Here is a 15,222-nt window from a genome sequence, read left to right as displayed (position 1 = left end):
CATGTTCAGAGTGTGCCGGGCTCGGAACCGGTGACGATGGGCACGCGTACCGCGCTGCCCCACTCTGTCCAGGATCCGTCGTAGTTGCGCACGTTCTCGAAGCCGAGGAGGTGCTTGAGCACGAACCAGGTGTGGCTCGACCGCTCGCCGATCCGGCAGTAGGCGACGACATCATCCCCGTCGCGGAGCCCTGCGCCGTCGCGGTAGATCGCGTCGAGCTCCGCACGGCTGCGGAAGCCGCCGTCCTCGGCCACCGCCTTCGCCCACGGCACGCTCTGCGCGGTCGGGATGTGACCGGCGCGGAGGGTTCCCTCCTCGGGATACGCGGGCGCCGTCGTGCGCTCTCCGCTGTACTCCTCTGGGGAGCGCACATCGATCAGCGGGCTGCCGATGTGGGCCAGGACATCTTCCTTGTATGCACGGATGATCGAGTCGTCGCGCTCGACGACGGGGTACTCCGTGGGCGGCCGGTTCGTTGCCTCACGCGTGAGCTCGCGCCCCTCGGCGATCCACCGATCGCGTCCGCCGTCGAGCAGACGCACGTCTTCGTGGCCGAACAGCGAGAACACCCAGAGGGCGTAGGCGGCCCACCAGTTGTTCTTGTCGCCGTAGATGACGACCGTGTCGTCGCGTGCGATGCCCTTGCGGCTGAGCAGCTCGGCGAAGCCCTCGCCGTCGACGTAGTCGCGCACGACCGGGTCGTTGAGTTCGGTGTGCCAGTCGACCTTCACCGCGCCCGGGATGTGGCCGGTTTCGTAGAGGAGCACGTCTTCGTCGGACTCGACGACCACGAGTCCAGGAGTCCCCAGCCGTTCCGCGAGCCACTCGGTGGTGACGAGCCGGCCGGGTTCGGCGTACTCGGCGAACTTGGGGGAGGAGGAATCGAACTCGATGGCCATGGGATCTCCGAAGCGTTTGAGCGGACGAGGGTGCGGCTGCAGACGGCGTAGTGTTGATCCGTCCCTTCGACGATAGATCCCCGCCGAGCACCCTGCGCCCGATTCGTAAGACTTCGACACAGGTGAGCACCTGATTCAGGACCGTGATGACCGACCCGACCAGCCGCACGGGAATCGTGCACCTCACCGAGCGCCAGCCGACCGTCAGCGGACCCGAGATGCTGGCGAGCCTGGTGCCGCCGCCGCAGTTCGACACCGCGACGTTCGACAGCTATCGCGCCGATCCCGCATATCCCTCGCAGGAGGAGGCGAAGGAGACGCTGATGCGCTTCGCCGGGCGCGGCACCCCCGCGAAGCGCGGAGGGCTGTTCAGCCGGGCGAAGAAGGAGCCCGAGCTGAAGCCCGGCGTCTACCTCGACGGTGGTTTCGGCGTCGGGAAGACGCACCTGCTCGCCTCGATCTATCACGCGATGCCCGCCCGCCGGAAATACTTCGGCTCGTTCATCGAGTACACCGCCCTGGTCGGCGCACTCGGCTACAAGAACACCGTCGATCTGCTCAAAGGTGCCGACCTGCTGTGCATCGACGAGTTCGAGCTCGACGACCCGGGCGACACGATGGTGATGACCCGCCTTCTGGGAGAGCTCGTGCCGACGGGGACCCGGCTCGCCGCGACCTCGAACACCCCGCCGAACGCGCTCGGCGAGGGGCGCTTCGCCGCACAGGACTTCCTGCGCGAGATCCATGCGATGTCCGACAGCTTCCAGACGCTGCGCATCGATGGCGTCGACTTCCGCCAGCGCGCCCTCGACGGACACGCGGTGGTGCTCGACGACGACGCGTACGAGACGGCGATCGAAAGGGCCGGCGCTGCGGGCGCAGCGTCGGACGACCGGTTCGACGATCTGATCCGTCATCTCGCGCAGGTGCACCCCTCGCGCTACATCAGGCTGATCGACGGACTGGGAAGCGTGGGCCTGCGCGGCGTGCGCCAGCTCACCGATCAGTCGGAGGCGCTGCGCTTCGTCGCGTTCGTCGATCGTGTGTACGACGCGCAGATCCCGATCGTGGCCACCGGGCTCGGCCTCGACGCGGTCTTCTCCGACGAGATGCTCGCCGGCGGGTACCGCAAGAAGTACCTCCGCGCCATCTCCCGACTCAATGCCCTGACACATTCTGCGTAAGCCTGCAGGCGCGCGTAACGCGATGTTCACGGGCGGAGCCGCGCTGTAACAGCGGGGAAACAAACCTCACGCATTGACGAAACCGCAGGTCGTCACACTGAAGCTCTCAATTACTTCGGATGTGAGGTTTTCCTATGGATGCTCCCGGCAACATCTCGTGGGCGATCACCGCGACAGCGCTGGTGCTGCTCATGACGCCCGGCGTCGCCTTCTTCTATGGCGGTCTCGTCAAGGCGAAGAGCGTCGTCAGCATGATGATGATGAGCTTCGGCTCCATCGGACTCGTCGCCGTGCTCTGGATTCTCTTCGGTTTCTCGATGAGCGCGGTCGACAGCCCGACCGCCTTCGCTGGCAACCCCTTCGCGGACTTCGGGCTGTCGAGCCTGGCGGCCGGTGAGGGCTCGAACGTCGCGCTCCTGGGGGTGGCCTACGGTGCCACATTCGCGATCATCACGGTCGCGCTGATCTCCGGAGCGATCGCGGATCGTGCGAAGTTCGGCAGCTGGCTCATCTTCGCCGGCATCTTCGCGACCGTCGGCTACTTCCCGGTCGCCGCGTGGGTCTGGGGCGGTGGCTGGATCATGAACCTCGGCACCACGCTCTTCGGCGAGGACAGCGGCATCGGCGTGATCGACTACGCCGGCGGTACCGCCGTGCACATCAACGCGGGCGCCGCGGCTCTGGCACTCGCCCTGGTCCTCGGCAAGCGCATCGGGTTCCAGAAGGGCATCCTGAAGCCGCACAACGTGCCGCTCACGCTCCTCGGGGCCGCCCTGCTGTGGTTCGGCTGGTTCGGTTTCAACGCGGGAGCGGAATGGCTGGCCGAAGACATGGGCGGCGTCGGACTCATCGGTCTGAACACCCTGGGCGCCACGGCGGCCGCCATCCTCGGCTGGATCCTCGTCGAGAAGATCAAGGACGGCAAGCCCACCTCGGTCGGTGCAGCGTCCGGTGCCGTCGCCGGTCTGGTCGCGATCACCCCGGCCTGCGCCAACCTGACGCCGGGTTGGGCTCTGCTTCTCGGCGCACTCGCCGGTGTCGTGTGCGCCCTCGCGATCGAGTTGAAGTTCCGCCTCGGATTCGACGACTCGCTCGACGTGGTCGGCATCCACCTCGTCGGCGGTCTCATCGGAACGCTGTACCTCGGCTTCTTCGCTACCGAGACGGGACTGTTCGTCGGCGGCGACGCCCGCCAGCTCGCCGTACAGCTGATCGCGGCGCTCGGAGTGCTGATCTACTCCTTCATCGTCGCGTTCATCATCGGCTTCGCGATCGAGAAGACCATCGGCTTCCGCGTCACGAACGAAGACGAGATCGCCGGTGTCGACCAGGTCGTGCACGGCGAGGAGGGCTACGCACTCGCAGACGCGTGATCAGCGGTTAGGGTGACCGTGTGAGCAAGACCAACGGCATCCTGGCAACACTCGCGGAGATCCTGCTCAAGGCAGTGGGCTCCGGCCGGGCGTCTCGGACATCAGATCCGAGACGCCCGGACGCGCGTCTACGGACCCCGCAGGAGCGCCCGACGCCCGCGGGCGGTGGCACCGACCCGGGACGGGCGCGCGGCACCGACACCGTCCGCATCGATCCGGATCGGATCACGCACCTGCAGGTCGGTTATGCACCGCAGCGGGACGGCGCACCGGACGCGGGAGAGATCGTCTGGACCTGGGTTCCCTACGAGGAGAACGACGGTCGCGGGAAGGATCGTCCCGTGCTCGTCATCGGACGGGAGTCCGCAGAGCGCGTGTACGCGGTGCGGATGACGAGCAAGCCCCATGACGGTGACCGCGACTATCTGTCGATCGGTACGGGCGACTGGGACTCTCAGGGTCGAGAGTCCTGGGTGGATGTCGAGCAGCTGTACAGCGTGCACGAGCGCGGGTTGCGGCGAGAGGCCGCCGTTCTCGATCGGGGGCGCTATGACCGGGTCGGAGCGGCTCTCACGCGGCGCTACGGGTGGTCCGTCGCGGGCTGAGCGTCGGAAACGCCTGCAGCACCATCTCCACGAGCTCCGCCAGCGGTCGGGTCAGCGGGTCGGTGGCGGGGAGTCCGGTGTCGAGCTCGATCTCGTCGATGGCGGCGGCGAGCTGCTCCGCCGTGAGGTTCTCATGGTTCACTGTGACGCCGATGACCTTCGTGTCGGCGAAAGCCTCGATCAGGGCGATCTCACTCGTGACCGTCGGCATCGCGACCATCGGGAAATCGCCCAGGACCGTCCGGCCCGGGGCGTGCTGCACGATGACCCCCGCAGGCTGACTGCCGCGGAGGATGTGCGCCGAGGTGATGTATGCGGGGTGGCTGAGCGCGCCCTGGCCCTCCACGATGATGACGTCCGGGTCTTCGCCTTCGAACGCCGCGACCACCTGGTTCTCGACCTCACCCGAGCAGAACTGGGGCACGAGGGCGTCGAGCGCGACGCCGTAGCGGCCGCCCTGGATGATCGTGGTCTGTCCGGTGCCGACCATCACGGCGTGGACGCCACGATCGTTGAGGGCCTTCACGAGGATCGTCGCGGTGGTGCGCTTGCCGATCGCGCCGTCGGTCCCGAGGATGGTGATCCGCGGACAGGTCACGTCGAAGATGCGGCCGGAGAACAGATGGAGATCCTTCTTGTCCCGGGGGCGACGGATATCGGTGATCGTGACCTGGGCGAGAAGGGCAGCCGCGACGAACTCGGCATCGTCGGTGAGGAACTCGTGCAGGCCGTTGATGATGTGCATCCCGCGGGCGATGCCGTCCAGCAGCACGGTGCGCTGGTCGGCGGAGAGCAGCCCATCAGCCGGTGCGACACCGCAGATCAGGTAGTCCGGCACGTGACCTGCATGAGCGATCGCCGTCGGGAGTCCGTCGAGGATCGGGATGTCGTTCGCGAGACCGTCCAGGAGCACCCCGGCGTCCGCACCCGCGTGGGTGCTGTCGATGACGCTGAGGATCTCGTACTTCTCCGAGTGTCGGACCAGACCGTTCGCGGTCTTGCCGTCCTGCTCGCCGAACTGGCCCTCGCAATACACGATGGCCGTGGTGCCGACGGGGAGGGCGATGGGCGCCGCCCAGGCGTGCGCAGGGTCGAGAAAAGAGGGGACTGACGGGGTGGGCATGATGCTCCTCGGGCTCACACAGAGGAGGCGACGGAGAACGAAATGACCCAGGAGGCCCGTTGGTCGACGAGAAGTCTTCCCTGATGCCGGCGAGATACCGGCATGCTCAACGTAGCAGGGCTGCCTGGGACCGGGCCGCGAGTGCGCCGTCGAGAGACTCGAGTCGAGCTCCCCGGCCCGCAGGTCGATCGTCCTCCGAGGCGGGGAGGCAATCCGATCCGTGGCGGGCTTCGAACCAGTGGTGAGTCGCGGAAGCGGCGCCACACAAGGAGGAATCATGCGTTTCATCCCCACCAAGGTCCACGGAATTCTCGACTACATCGTCGGCGTCGCGTTGATCGCCGCTCCCTGGCTGTTCGGCTTCGCGAACGTGGGCGGAGCAGCGGTCATCATCCCGATCGTCCTCGGTGTCGGGCTGATCGTGTACAGCCTCTTCACGAAGTACGAATGGGGCCCCTTCGGTTTCATCCCGATGCCCGTCCACCTGGTGTTCGACATCGTCGCCAGCCTCTTCCTCGCCCTCTCGCCGTGGATCTTCGGGTTCGCGGGCGAGGCGCTGAACGTCTGGCTCCCGCACGTCGTCGTCGGCGTCGCCGTGATCGTCGTGGTGCTGTTCTCGCAGCCGCAGCCGGCGACCACCAGGGGGCATGCGGCCACGGCCTGATCCCCGCAGAGACGCGGTGCCGGGCGACTGGACTTCCCGAAGCAGTCGCCCGGCACCGTCACGTCCTGGCGCAGGTCACGAGGCATCGAGACCGCGGAGCGCGTTGCTCAGCCATCGCCCGTAGAGCAGCCACGGCTCACCCTCGCGGCGGAGGGCGTCGACGTGCGTCCGCAGATCGTCCGTCAACGTGAACCACTCTCCGCCTTCGCGGTCCGAGGCGAACTCGCGGTGTCGCTGCTGCTCGACCGGGCGTCCGCCCGGCTCGAAGGCGAGGAGCTCGTCGTGTCGGATGCTCGCCAGCCGTTGTCGCGGTCGTCGGCTCGTGCCGATCTTCACCCGACGGTCGAAACGGATGTAGTAGACGACGTCGATTCGGGGGAGCGGGAGATCGGCGTCGGGGACGTCCCCGTAGCGCCATCCGCAGGAGGCGCAGCGCCAGGAGTCGTCACCCCGGGCACCGCGCGTTCCTCCGCAGAGGGTGCACGGGCCCGGGAGAGCTTGTTCCTTCGACACCGTGGCAGGCTACGCGCCCCCTCGGACACCTGCCTCTTCTGCGGTGCGCGCCGCTCGCCTACTCTCGAACGGAGGACGAAGGGATCGGCGATGACGACGACGCGGAGGGCGCAGAGGACGCCGGTCGATCCGCGTGTCGCCGCGGTCGCTCGCGGGGCGGGCGCTCTCGTCTCGACTGCTCTCATCGCGATCGCTCTCGCCGCGTGCGCTCCTACGTCCCCCGCCTCGTCCTCTCCCGCGCCGCTCGCACCCTCGCCGTCCGCCGGATCGGGAAGCATCGTTCCGGGGCGCGCGTCCACGGTCGCGGCTGGACTGGAGGCCCCATGGTCCATCGCCTTCTTCGGGAGCACGGCGCTGATCAGCGAACGGGACACCGCCCGCATCGTCGAGGTTTCCGGCGACGGGAGGCTTCGCGAGCTCGGGATGATCGACGGCGTCGCGCCTCGAGGAGAGGGGGGACTGCTCGGTATCGCGCTGCGGGACGATTGGCTGTACGCGTACTCGACGGCTGTCGGCGAGAACAGGGTGCAGCGCTTCGCGTTGTCGGGGGCGCCGGGTTCGTTCGAGCTCGGCGAATCCGAGACGATCCTCTCCGGGATCCCCGCCGCCGGGAATCACAACGGCGGACGCATCGCGTTCGGCCCCGACGACATGCTCTACGTGACGGTCGGCGACGCGGGCGACCGTGAGGGGGCTCAGGATCGGGACTCGCTGGCCGGGAAGATCCTCCGCATCACACCGGACGGGGACGTGCCGGAGGACAACCCCTTCCCGGGATCACCCGTCTACAGCCTGGGCCACCGCAATCCTCAGGGCCTGGCGTGGGACGACGAGGGCACGCTCTACGCGAGCGAGTTCGGCCAGGACACCTGGGACGAACTGAACGTGATCGAGGCCGGTGGGAATTACGGGTGGCCGACGGTCGAGGGGATCGCCGATCATGAAGGGTTCGTCGATCCGGTCCAGCAGTGGTCGCCGGACACCGCGAGTCCGAGCGGCATCACGATCGCATCGGGATCGATCTTCATCGCGAATCTCCGCGGAGAGCGGCTCAGGGAGGTGCCGCTCTCCGACGTGCGCACCGCCGGGGAATACTTCGTCGAATCGCTCGGGAGGCTTCGCGACGTCGTGGTCGCGCCAGACGGGGCACTCTGGGTTCTCACGAACAACACGGACGGGCGGGGCGATCCCCGCGAGCGCGACGACCGGGTCCTGCGTATTCCGATCGAGTAGGGCCACGGAGGGCGGCGACGCGCGACGACGGGCGGCATCGGGGCAATCCGCTTCGTCCGAGCGGGAGAGGTGCAGGCGCGGGGGCAGTGCGCCGATGGCTCCGCACACGCCTTGTCGACATCTGTGCGGAGCCATCGATGATCAGATGATGTCGCGCCCTTCGCGTTTCGCCTCCTTGGCGTCCTTCACGAAAGCCCGAATCACGACGGTGAGCACCCCGACGACGATGATCGGCCACACCAGTACGTACGTGGTCAACAGAATGGTCTCCATCAGGCGTCCTTCCCGGCGAGCGTGGCGTCGCCCTTCACATCGGCGCTTCGTGTGATATCCCCGGTGTCGAAGCTGCCGGTGCGCTCCTTGATCAGGTCGAAGTCGAATCTCCGCGTCCGGTTCGTCATCGTGAGGGCGACGCAGACCAACGTGCTCACCGCGTATGCGACCAGCGACCCCGACAACACCGGGTACTGGTGCAGGAAGCCGATCGCGAACGGCGCCGACACCAGCGTGGCCAGCGTCCCGACCACAAGCGCCACCCGCAGACCGAAGAAGCCGAACGACATCAGGGCCAGGACCACCCCGATCCCGACGACGGAGAGGACGTCACTCGCGAGACCCCAGCCCCCCGACAGGGAGATCCACTCGAAACGCACGGGCAGGAACGCGGCGAGCGCGGCGATCACGGCGATGCTGAACGCGGCGTTCGTCACGCGGTCCCAGTAGAAGCTCGCGATGACCGGGAACACGAGCGCTCCCCACAGTGCACCGACGAACACCAGGAGGTCGAGGATGTTGAACTGCATCGATGCGAAGCCGAGTGCCGCGGCGGTTGCGCCGATCATGGTGAGTCTGCCGATGAGCAGCATCGTCTTCGGATTGGCGTTCTTCTTGCCCGCGATGTTCTGCCCGTAGATGTCGGCCATCATGATCGACGAGAGAGCCGTCATGTCGGCATCCGCGGTCGACGACAACGAGCCGATGATCATGACGAAGAACACGCAGATCAGCAGCGGGGGCAGGTATGTCGAGGCCATCTGCGGGATCAGATTGTTGACGTCGCCGTCCATCGGCTGGATCCCTGCGTACAGGGCGAGCACTCCCAGCATGCCGATCCCGATGATAGACGCGCCGTACCCGAATGTCGCGGTGACGAATGTCTTCTTGATCAGGTCCTCTCGCACGGCGAACAGTCGCTGCGCGATGGTCTGGTTGCCGATCGCGTAGGCGAGCACCGCGGCGATGTAGGGAGCGCCCTGGTTGAAGAACGCGTCGGAAGAGAAGAAGTCGCCCTGCTGCGGGGTGAGATTCGCTGCGCCGGTGACGAACAGCTCGGGGCCACCCGCGGTGAAGAAGATCACCGGAACGATGATCGCGACGGCCCCCAGCATGGCGATGACCTGCGCAAAGTCGGTGAGCACCGACGCCCTGAAGCCCGACCACAGCGTGTAGGCGAGCACGCCGATCGCGATCGCGACGATGCCCTGTGTGAAGGTGAACGGCGACAGCATCGAGACGAGCGCGCCTCCGGCGATCAGATTCGACGTGAGGCTGATCAGGCTGCCGAGCACATTGGAGCCGGCGAGCATGAGCTGACTCGAACGTCCGTGGCGGGCGAACATGACCTCGGCGATGGTGTGCGCGTGGGGTGCGACCGTGCGGATGCGGCGCCCGAACGGATAGATGAGGAGGATCATCAGTGCACCCCAGAGGCCGTAGTGAATGGGGCCGGAGATGCCGTAGGTGTATCCGGATGTCGCGGAGGCGTACATCGAGGATGCCCAGATCCAGGTAGCGGTCATCGAGGCGGCGGAGATGCCGAACCCGATCTTGCCGCCACCGGTCATGTATCCGTCGGCGTTCTCCTTTCTGCGGGAGATGCGGATGGACATGTAGAGGCTGCCGCCGAAGAACAGCAGCATGAGCAGGATCACGACCGGTCCTGACAGTGTGTGGAAGTCTTCCACCGGGTACTCGCTTTCTCGTCTTGGTGCGGCGATGCCGCCTGTCGATGGAGAAGGAGTCCCGCTAAGTGGGGGAGTAATGCGTCGTCTGGTGTTGAGGGTTCTGCGGGGAGTGGAGAAGGGTCGGCATGGCGAGAACGAACCTGGACCACTGAGGCGCATCACAGCACACAGACGAGTAGCCCGGGGTGCGGCTCCTTTCGAGGACGTCCGTTTCCGGGCGCACCGAACAGCGGTGCATCCTCGAACGGGATTCGGTGATCGCGTGGTCGCCGGTCGGCGTCTGACGCGTGAGATCGCGGCGGAGCCACGACCATCGCTCAGGGGGTGAGAGCGTCTCTCGACCATAGCAAGTTCCCAGGAACGCCGCCGGGGGAGCGGGCAGGGGACGAAAAAGCCCCCGGGAGAACCGGGGGCGATGTGGTGGGCGATACCGGACTCGAACCGATGACCTCTTCCGTGTGAAGGAAGCGCGCTACCAACTGCGCCAATCGCCCATACCCGTGGGGTACGTCAACCGATACTACCGGACGCTCGGAGGCCTCGCGGACCACTCGGCGAGACACGCGCGAGATTCGCTGCCGGTTTGGCGGAGTGCGGATCTTCGGCTAATGTTTCATGAGTGCCCGGGACAACCGGGAACGAAATGCGGATGTAGCGCAGTTGGTAGCGCACAACCTTGCCAAGGTTGGGGTCGCGAGTTCGAGTCTCGTCATCCGCTCGAGTGCAGTAGGGCTTCTTCGGAAGGTCTGCCGCACGTGGGGTCAATCCACACGGTGGCGTGGCCGAGCGGCTAGGCACCGGCCTGCAAAGCCGTTTACACGGGTTCGAATCCCGTCGCCACCTCACGGAAAACTGAAAAGCCCCAACGGGCGCGATTGGCGCAGCGGTAGCGCGCTTCCCTGACACGGAAGAGGTCACTGGTTCGATCCCAGTATCGCGCACACTGAAACCCCCGGATCTCCGGGGGTTTTTTCGTGTCTCGAAAGACTCTCGTACTCCGAGGATGTCGCGCCCACCGGTTTCCGAAGCAGGCCGTTCCTCGTCGGGGGAGTGCCGCCCGCCGCTGCGGGCGTGCCCGGATGGGCCCGGGCACGCCCGCAGCCGATCACGTCAGAAGCGTGTCGCCGATGAATCCGTCTTCCGCGCATCCCGGCGGGATCGCGAACACGGCGGAGCCGATCGGCACGGTCCACTCGTTCAGCAGGTCGAGCTCGTCGAGCCGGCGCTGCATCGGGATGAACTGTCGCTCGACGTCGGCTTGGAACGAGACGAAGATCAGCCCCGACTCGGAGACCTCGGCGCCGATCGGACGCTCGTCGTAGTTGTACGCGCGCCGGAAGATGCGCTCCTCCCCGTCGCCGCGGGCCCGCCGGATATGTGCGAACTGCGGGATCACGGGGAACCCTATCGACGTCGTCGCCTCGAAATCGGGTTCGTCGAACTCGTCCGTCCCCGTCAACGGTGCCCCGTTGGCGAGTGTTCGCCCCACAGAGGCATCGCGGCCGCCGCGGTCCAGGCGGTCCCACTTGTCGAGGTCCATGCGGATGCGGCGGATCACCATGCCGGTGCCGCCTGCCAGCCAGCCGTCCGCACTCCACACGACCTCGTCGAAGTCCGGTGTGCCCGGTTCGGGGTTGGTCGTGCCGTCCACCTGTCCGAAGAGGTTGCGCATCGTCGTCCCGGGGCGTTCCGTGCCGTAGGCGCGGCGGAACCCCTGCTGCGTCCATCGGATGCTCGCGAAGCCGCGGGCGTCCTTCAGGAGCATCCGTGTCGCGTGGGCAACCGTCAACGGATCGTCCCCGGCGATCTGCAACAGCAGGTCTCCATCCGAGAATTCCGGTCGCAGTTGATCCACCCCGAAAGCCGGGAGCGGTGCGAGCCACGCAGGGCCGGAGCTCGCGGCGCGCGCGACGAGACCGGGTCCGAAGCCGAAGGTGATCGTGAGCCGCGCCGGCGAGAGCGCGAGCTCCGGCTCGGAATCGGCGAGGGCGGGGAGCCCCTGCGTCAGACGAGCTGCGTCGTCCGTCAGGATCCGCATCAGGCGAGTGAGCCCGTCGCGGTCCACATCCTCGCGGAGATCGAGCCCGAGGAAGACACCGTGGGCTTGCGCCGCGGTGTCGACACCGGCTTGGTGGGTGCCGAAGAACGGAACGGTCTGCTCACCGTTCATCGGCGTGGAGACCGGCTTCGCACCGTTCTCCTGACTGTTCAGGGCGAGATCCACTCCGACGGCCGCGACCGCGCCGACGCCGGCGACGGCTCCTCCGAGGAGGAACTGTCGCCGGGTCGACCCGGCGCGGCGGGAGCGGGCGCCCTCGGCGGGCGCCGACATCACTGCCCCGAGCCGTCTTGCTCTTCGCCGCCCTCGTAGTTCTCGTTCGCGCCGGAGTAGTCCTTGACGGGAGCGGTGAACTCATACGTGGAGTCGTCGGAGAACGTGAGGGTGAAGGTGACGTCGCTGCCTGCCGTGAGAGGACCGGTCAGGTCCATCATCATGATGTGGTTGCCTCCCGGCTCCAGGGCGAGCTTCCCGCCGGCGGGAATGACGAACCCGCCGTCCTTCTCGCGCATCACCATCTCACCGGCCTCGTTCTCGACCGTCTCGTGCAGCTCGAGCATGTCCGACGCCTCGGATGTGACGGAGACGACGGTCACGTCGTCGTCACCGCTGTTGACGAGGGTGCCGAAACCGGCGGACATGCCCTCTTCCGCGGACTTCACCCACGCATCCTCGATCGTGACGGCGTCACCCGCGGGGCGGGATGCGGATTCGGTCGGGGAGCTCTCCGGGGTGCACCCGGTGAGAGCGAGGAGGGAGACCGCGATCACGGCCGCGAGGCGGGGAAGATTCTTGCTGGTGTTCACAGTGGTGCCTTTCACAGGTCATCTGCCGCGGAGCCGCCGTCTTCCGGCGGAGCGGCTGCCGTCCGAGGACGGCGGAGGAATCGGATGAGGACGAGGACGAGGACGGCTGCTGCCGCCCCGCCTGCGCCGATGAGCAGCACCCTGACGATGCCGCTGGAATCTGCTGCGTTCTGATCCGGCTGTTCTGCGGATGCCGCCGGGGTCTCCGCCGCGCCGCCGGATGCGGGGGCTGCCATCGGCTCGGCATCGCCCACGGTGAACGGGACGACGCCGGCGATCGGATGGCCGTCTTCCGACACGACCTGCCACCGCACCTGGTAGCCGGCGGTAGGCATGCCCGGCTCGAGCGGGGCTGTCACCGTGCGGCCGGCGACCGTGACGTCACCGGAGACCCAGTCCTTCCCCGAGGCGTCGACGACCAGGACGACAGCCCCGGTCAGTGACTCGTCGAGCACCAGGAGTTCACCGGAGAAGGTCATCGTGATGCTCTCCGGCGCGACAGCCAACTGCTCGTCGGCGGCCGGGGAGCTGGTGATCAATTGGTCGTGGGCGGACGCGGGCGTGGCGATCGCGAGGGTCGCGACCGTCGCCAACGCCAGCCCGGCCGCAATTCTGCGGACAGGGGACATGGGAATGGCCTCTCATCAGACGTCGCGTGAGCGACGTGCATGCATGCGTTCAGAACCCGTGCGCGAGGAACGGCGCACGGAGGTGACGCACCACAGGACCGGTGAAAGCCCAGGGCGCGGATCAGATCGCTGCGGAGAGGGGAGGAGCGCGGCCTCTGAGGGTCGCGAGGAGAACGAGATCGCCCGTGCGTGCGACGTCGAAGATGCCGCGGAGAGCGCGCGGGAGGCGGAGAGCCGGGAGGACCAGCACGTGATCGACCCGGCGGCGCAGCCATCGCCCCAGCTGCACGGCGAGGTTGCGTGCGGCGATGATCAACCGCTCGCCTCGATACAGCGCGGACACTGTTAGCAGCGCCGCGAGCGCGTGGCCCAGCCACATCGATGCGTCGGCGGTGACAGCCTCCGGGAGGCCGGGCGTCGCGGGGATCACGAGAGGCGCACCGTGCACGTGCGGGACGGAGACACCGGAGGGGGTGACGGTTCCGAGCACGAAGAGGGTGTGGAACAGGAACTGGCTCACCGCGACCGAGAGCGTCAGGCGGATGAGCGACAGTGAGCGGCCGGCGAGCAGCACGCAGATCATGAACGAGAACACCCACGGCACGACGATGCCGAGCGCACCGGGCATCTGCCCGCCACCCGACACGTGCCCCGCGAGTGCGACGAAGATCGCCAGCGACGAGGCAGCGAAGCCGCGGATGACGGCTGGCTTCCTGGACTCGGTCACGGCTCCAGTCTGGCACGGACGGCGCGCGCGTCCTTCTCCGGCCATCAGGTGACAGGCCCTCCGGTCACTCGCGGCGAGTGCGTGGGGTGCGCTTGACGACGTCGTACGCGGCGAGTGCCGCCTTGCGTGTGTCACCCAGGTCGACGATCGGCTCGGCGGGGGCGTCTGCGGCCCAGCGCGAGATGTAGAGGTTCTGGGGGTCGAACTTCTTCGCCTGGAGTTCGGGGTTGAACACACGGAAGTACGGAGCGGCGTCGGCGCCGGATCCGGCGACCCACTGCCAATTGAAGGGATTGCTGGCTTCATCGGCGTCGACGAGCGTGTCCCAGAACCACTCTTCACCCCGGCGCCAGTCGATGAGCAGGTTCTTCACGAGGAAGGAAGCCACGACCATCCGCACCCGGTTGTGCATGTAGCCGGTGTGCCAGAGCTCTCGCATGCCGGCGTCGACCAGAGGCACGCCGGTCTCACCGTGCTGCCAGGCATCGAGGTGGGTGGGGTCCAGCGGCGGCCAGGGGAAGGCGTCGAACTCCGGTCGCAGGTTCTCCGAGGCGAGATCGGGGGAGTGGTACAACGTGTGCCAGGCGAACTCGCGCCAGCCCAGTTCGGAGAGGAAACCTCCCGCACCGTCGACACCCACCGCCTCGTGCCAGACCGTGAACGGGCTGATCTCGCCCCAGCGGAGGTGCGGTGACAACCGCGACGTGGCACCGGAAGCGGGTTCATCGCGTGCGCGGTCGTAGTGCCCCAGGTCTTCGTCGAGAAAATGGCGTAGACGCCGTCGCGCGGCGGGTTCACCGGGCTCCCAGATCTCGCGCAGGCCGTCGGCCCAGTCGGGGGCGGTGGGCAGCAGGCTCCAGTCCTCGAGGGCCTCGGTTGCCGGAGTGCGTTGCGGGCCCTCGACCGTTCGCGGCTCCGGGAGCGGAGCGCGGGGCGCGGGGAGCGCGAGGCACGCCCGCCAGAAGGGAGTGAAGACGGAGTAGTGCGTGCCGCTGCCCGTCGTGACCGTCCACGGCTCGTGCAGCAGAGAGCCGGCGAAGGAGGCGACCTCGAGTCCCTCGGCCCGGAGGGACGCCTTCAGCGCGGAGTCGATCGCGCGCTCGGCACCTCCGTAACGGCGATTCCAATAGACGGCACCCGCTCCGACTTCCGTCACCATCTCACGCACGATGCGCTCGGCCGGGCCGCGACGGAGCACGAGTGCGCCACCGCGCTCGCGGAGCCGCTCGTCCAGCGACGCCAGAGAGTGGTGCAGCCACCAGCGCGCAGCGCCACCGAGCGCACGGATGCCCGGTGACTCCTCGTCGAGCACATACAGCGCGATGACCGCTTCGCCTCGTTCGATCGCGGCCCGCAGCGCAGGGTTGTCGGCGAGTCGGAGATCATCGCGGAACCAGACGATGGAGGGGGACGTCATGGGGACAATTCTCCTGGAGGTCGGGC

General features: G+C 67.4%; 15 protein-coding genes and 4 tRNA genes. 8 read left to right on the top strand and 11 right to left on the bottom strand.

All coding sequences use genetic code 11. From position 1 onward, the window contains the following. Positions 1–5: 5 nt before the first annotated feature. Positions 6–899 carry a sulfurtransferase gene (locus tag ACLFA2_RS18970; RefSeq protein WP_021200665.1) on the bottom strand — a complete coding sequence of 298 codons (894 nt, stop codon included), beginning with the start codon at positions 897–899 and terminating at the stop codon, positions 6–8. Between the two features lie 146 nt (positions 900–1,045). Between ACLFA2_RS18970 and zapE the strand changes: the two genes are divergently transcribed. The 3 genes from zapE (at position 1,046) to ACLFA2_RS18955 (ending at position 4,061) form a co-directional block, all read left to right on the top strand. Then, positions 1,046–2,083 (top strand): cell division protein ZapE, encoded by a 1,038-nt coding sequence (zapE, locus tag ACLFA2_RS18965; protein WP_029259286.1) that lies wholly within the window; start codon positions 1,046–1,048, stop codon positions 2,081–2,083. A 134-nt stretch (positions 2,084–2,217) separates the two neighbouring features. Further along, a complete protein-coding gene (locus tag ACLFA2_RS18960) occupies positions 2,218–3,456 on the top strand; it encodes an ammonium transporter (RefSeq protein ID WP_021200663.1) in 1,239 nt (412 codons plus the stop codon). Between the two features lie 20 nt (positions 3,457–3,476). Further along, on the top strand, positions 3,477–4,061 hold the full coding sequence (locus tag ACLFA2_RS18955; protein WP_021200662.1) for a type II toxin-antitoxin system PemK/MazF family toxin: 585 nt from the start codon (positions 3,477–3,479) through the stop codon (positions 4,059–4,061). On the opposite strand, the gene ACLFA2_RS18950 is transcribed toward ACLFA2_RS18955, so the two are convergent. Continuing rightward, a complete protein-coding gene (locus ACLFA2_RS18950; RefSeq protein WP_205810393.1) occupies positions 4,027–5,184 on the bottom strand; it encodes a DUF1611 domain-containing protein in 1,158 nt (385 codons plus the stop codon). The genes ACLFA2_RS18955 and ACLFA2_RS18950 overlap by 35 nt on opposite strands. Positions 5,185–5,461: 277 nt before the next feature. Between ACLFA2_RS18950 and ACLFA2_RS18945 the strand changes: the two genes are divergently transcribed. Then, a complete protein-coding gene (locus ACLFA2_RS18945) occupies positions 5,462–5,848 on the top strand; it encodes an SPW repeat domain-containing protein (RefSeq protein ID WP_021200660.1) in 387 nt (128 codons plus the stop codon). A 75-nt stretch (positions 5,849–5,923) separates the two neighbouring features. On the opposite strand, the gene ACLFA2_RS18940 is transcribed toward ACLFA2_RS18945, so the two are convergent. Further along, the gene (locus ACLFA2_RS18940; RefSeq protein WP_029265328.1) at positions 5,924–6,361 is read right to left on the bottom strand and encodes a GIY-YIG nuclease family protein; all 438 of its coding nucleotides are present in this window, start codon (positions 6,359–6,361) and stop codon (positions 5,924–5,926) included. Positions 6,362–6,451: 90 nt separating this feature from the next. Here ACLFA2_RS18940 and ACLFA2_RS18935 point away from each other — a divergent pair, with 90 nt between their 5' ends. Continuing rightward, positions 6,452–7,594, top strand: coding sequence for a PQQ-dependent sugar dehydrogenase (locus ACLFA2_RS18935; protein ID WP_426621808.1), 1,143 nt, complete (start codon positions 6,452–6,454; stop codon positions 7,592–7,594). A 141-nt stretch (positions 7,595–7,735) separates the two neighbouring features. Here the strand turns inward: ACLFA2_RS18935 and ACLFA2_RS18930 are convergent, their stop codons facing one another. The 3 genes from ACLFA2_RS18930 to ACLFA2_RS18920 all read right to left on the bottom strand — a co-directional run bounded on the left by ACLFA2_RS18930 (position 7,736) and on the right by ACLFA2_RS18920 (position 10,052). Continuing rightward, positions 7,736–7,867, bottom strand: coding sequence for a putative transporter small subunit (locus tag ACLFA2_RS18930; protein ID WP_426621807.1), 132 nt, complete (start codon positions 7,865–7,867; stop codon positions 7,736–7,738). After that, positions 7,867–9,513 (bottom strand): sodium:solute symporter family protein, encoded by a 1,647-nt coding sequence (locus tag ACLFA2_RS18925; protein WP_426622488.1) that lies wholly within the window; start codon positions 9,511–9,513, stop codon positions 7,867–7,869. Before ACLFA2_RS18925 ends, ACLFA2_RS18930 begins: the two co-directional genes overlap by 1 nt. 463 nt (positions 9,514–9,976) lie before the next feature. Then, positions 9,977–10,052, bottom strand: a tRNA-Val gene (locus ACLFA2_RS18920). A 151-nt stretch (positions 10,053–10,203) separates the two neighbouring features. On the opposite strand from ACLFA2_RS18920, the gene ACLFA2_RS18915 reads away from it, so the two are divergent. From ACLFA2_RS18915 to ACLFA2_RS18905, 3 genes are all read left to right on the top strand, one after another. Continuing rightward, positions 10,204–10,276 (top strand) — tRNA-Gly (locus ACLFA2_RS18915). A gap of 54 nt (positions 10,277–10,330) precedes the next feature. Further along, positions 10,331–10,401 (top strand) — tRNA-Cys (locus ACLFA2_RS18910). Between the two features lie 26 nt (positions 10,402–10,427). Next, a tRNA-Val gene (locus ACLFA2_RS18905) sits at positions 10,428–10,499 on the top strand. A gap of 164 nt (positions 10,500–10,663) precedes the next feature. Here ACLFA2_RS18905 and ACLFA2_RS18900 read toward each other — a convergent pair. The 5 genes from ACLFA2_RS18900 to ACLFA2_RS18880 all read right to left on the bottom strand — a co-directional run bounded on the left by ACLFA2_RS18900 (position 10,664) and on the right by ACLFA2_RS18880 (position 15,196). Beyond that, complete coding sequence (locus ACLFA2_RS18900) at positions 10,664–11,890, bottom strand: Dyp-type peroxidase (RefSeq protein WP_426621806.1); 1,227 nt, start codon at positions 11,888–11,890, stop codon at positions 10,664–10,666. Further along, complete coding sequence (locus ACLFA2_RS18895) at positions 11,890–12,423, bottom strand: copper chaperone PCu(A)C (RefSeq protein ID WP_031207674.1); 534 nt, start codon at positions 12,421–12,423, stop codon at positions 11,890–11,892. The genes ACLFA2_RS18900 and ACLFA2_RS18895 overlap by 1 nt, the downstream gene beginning before the upstream one ends. An 11-nt stretch (positions 12,424–12,434) precedes the next feature. Further along, positions 12,435–13,052, bottom strand: coding sequence for a copper resistance CopC family protein (locus ACLFA2_RS18890; RefSeq protein WP_426621805.1), 618 nt, complete (start codon positions 13,050–13,052; stop codon positions 12,435–12,437). Positions 13,053–13,173: 121 nt separating this feature from the next. Continuing rightward, positions 13,174–13,779 carry a hypothetical protein gene (locus tag ACLFA2_RS18885; RefSeq protein WP_021200652.1) on the bottom strand — a complete coding sequence of 202 codons (606 nt, stop codon included), beginning with the start codon at positions 13,777–13,779 and terminating at the stop codon, positions 13,174–13,176. A gap of 64 nt (positions 13,780–13,843) precedes the next feature. Further along, entirely contained in the window at positions 13,844–15,196 is a 1,353-nt protein-coding gene (locus tag ACLFA2_RS18880) for a cryptochrome/photolyase family protein (RefSeq protein ID WP_426621804.1), read from the bottom strand. Positions 15,197–15,222: the final 26 nt, after the last annotated feature.

Source organism: Microbacterium sp. As-52 (genome assembly GCF_049949185.1).
Lineage (GTDB): Bacteria > Actinomycetota > Actinomycetes > Actinomycetales > Microbacteriaceae > Microbacterium > Microbacterium maritypicum_A.
Note: the sequence above shows the minus strand (reverse complement) of the source record. Positions and strands in the feature narration are given on the sequence as shown.

What these genes read in the sequence shown, in the direction of transcription:
- ACLFA2_RS18890 (WP_426621805.1), bottom strand. Translation starts at nt 13,052, where the DNA reads ATGTCCCCTGTCCGCAGAATTGCGGCCGGGCTGGCGTTGGCGACGGTC.
- ACLFA2_RS18880 (WP_426621804.1), bottom strand. Translation starts at nt 15,196, where the DNA reads ATGACGTCCCCCTCCATCGTCTGGTTCCGCGATGATCTCCGACTCGCC.
- ACLFA2_RS18935 (WP_426621808.1), top strand. Translation starts at nt 6,452, where the DNA reads ATGACGACGACGCGGAGGGCGCAGAGGACGCCGGTCGATCCGCGTGTC.
- ACLFA2_RS18930 (WP_426621807.1), bottom strand. Translation starts at nt 7,867, where the DNA reads ATGGAGACCATTCTGTTGACCACGTACGTACTGGTGTGGCCGATCATC.
- ACLFA2_RS18900 (WP_426621806.1), bottom strand. Translation starts at nt 11,890, where the DNA reads ATGTCGGCGCCCGCCGAGGGCGCCCGCTCCCGCCGCGCCGGGTCGACC.
- zapE (WP_029259286.1), top strand. Translation starts at nt 1,046, where the DNA reads ATGACCGACCCGACCAGCCGCACGGGAATCGTGCACCTCACCGAGCGC.
- ACLFA2_RS18925 (WP_426622488.1), bottom strand. Translation starts at nt 9,513, where the DNA reads ATGCTGCTGTTCTTCGGCGGCAGCCTCTACATGTCCATCCGCATCTCC.
- ACLFA2_RS18960 (WP_021200663.1), top strand. Translation starts at nt 2,218, where the DNA reads ATGGATGCTCCCGGCAACATCTCGTGGGCGATCACCGCGACAGCGCTG.
- ACLFA2_RS18945 (WP_021200660.1), top strand. Translation starts at nt 5,462, where the DNA reads ATGCGTTTCATCCCCACCAAGGTCCACGGAATTCTCGACTACATCGTC.
- ACLFA2_RS18950 (WP_205810393.1), bottom strand. Translation starts at nt 5,184, where the DNA reads ATGCCCACCCCGTCAGTCCCCTCTTTTCTCGACCCTGCGCACGCCTGG.
- ACLFA2_RS18970 (WP_021200665.1), bottom strand. Translation starts at nt 899, where the DNA reads ATGGCCATCGAGTTCGATTCCTCCTCCCCCAAGTTCGCCGAGTACGCC.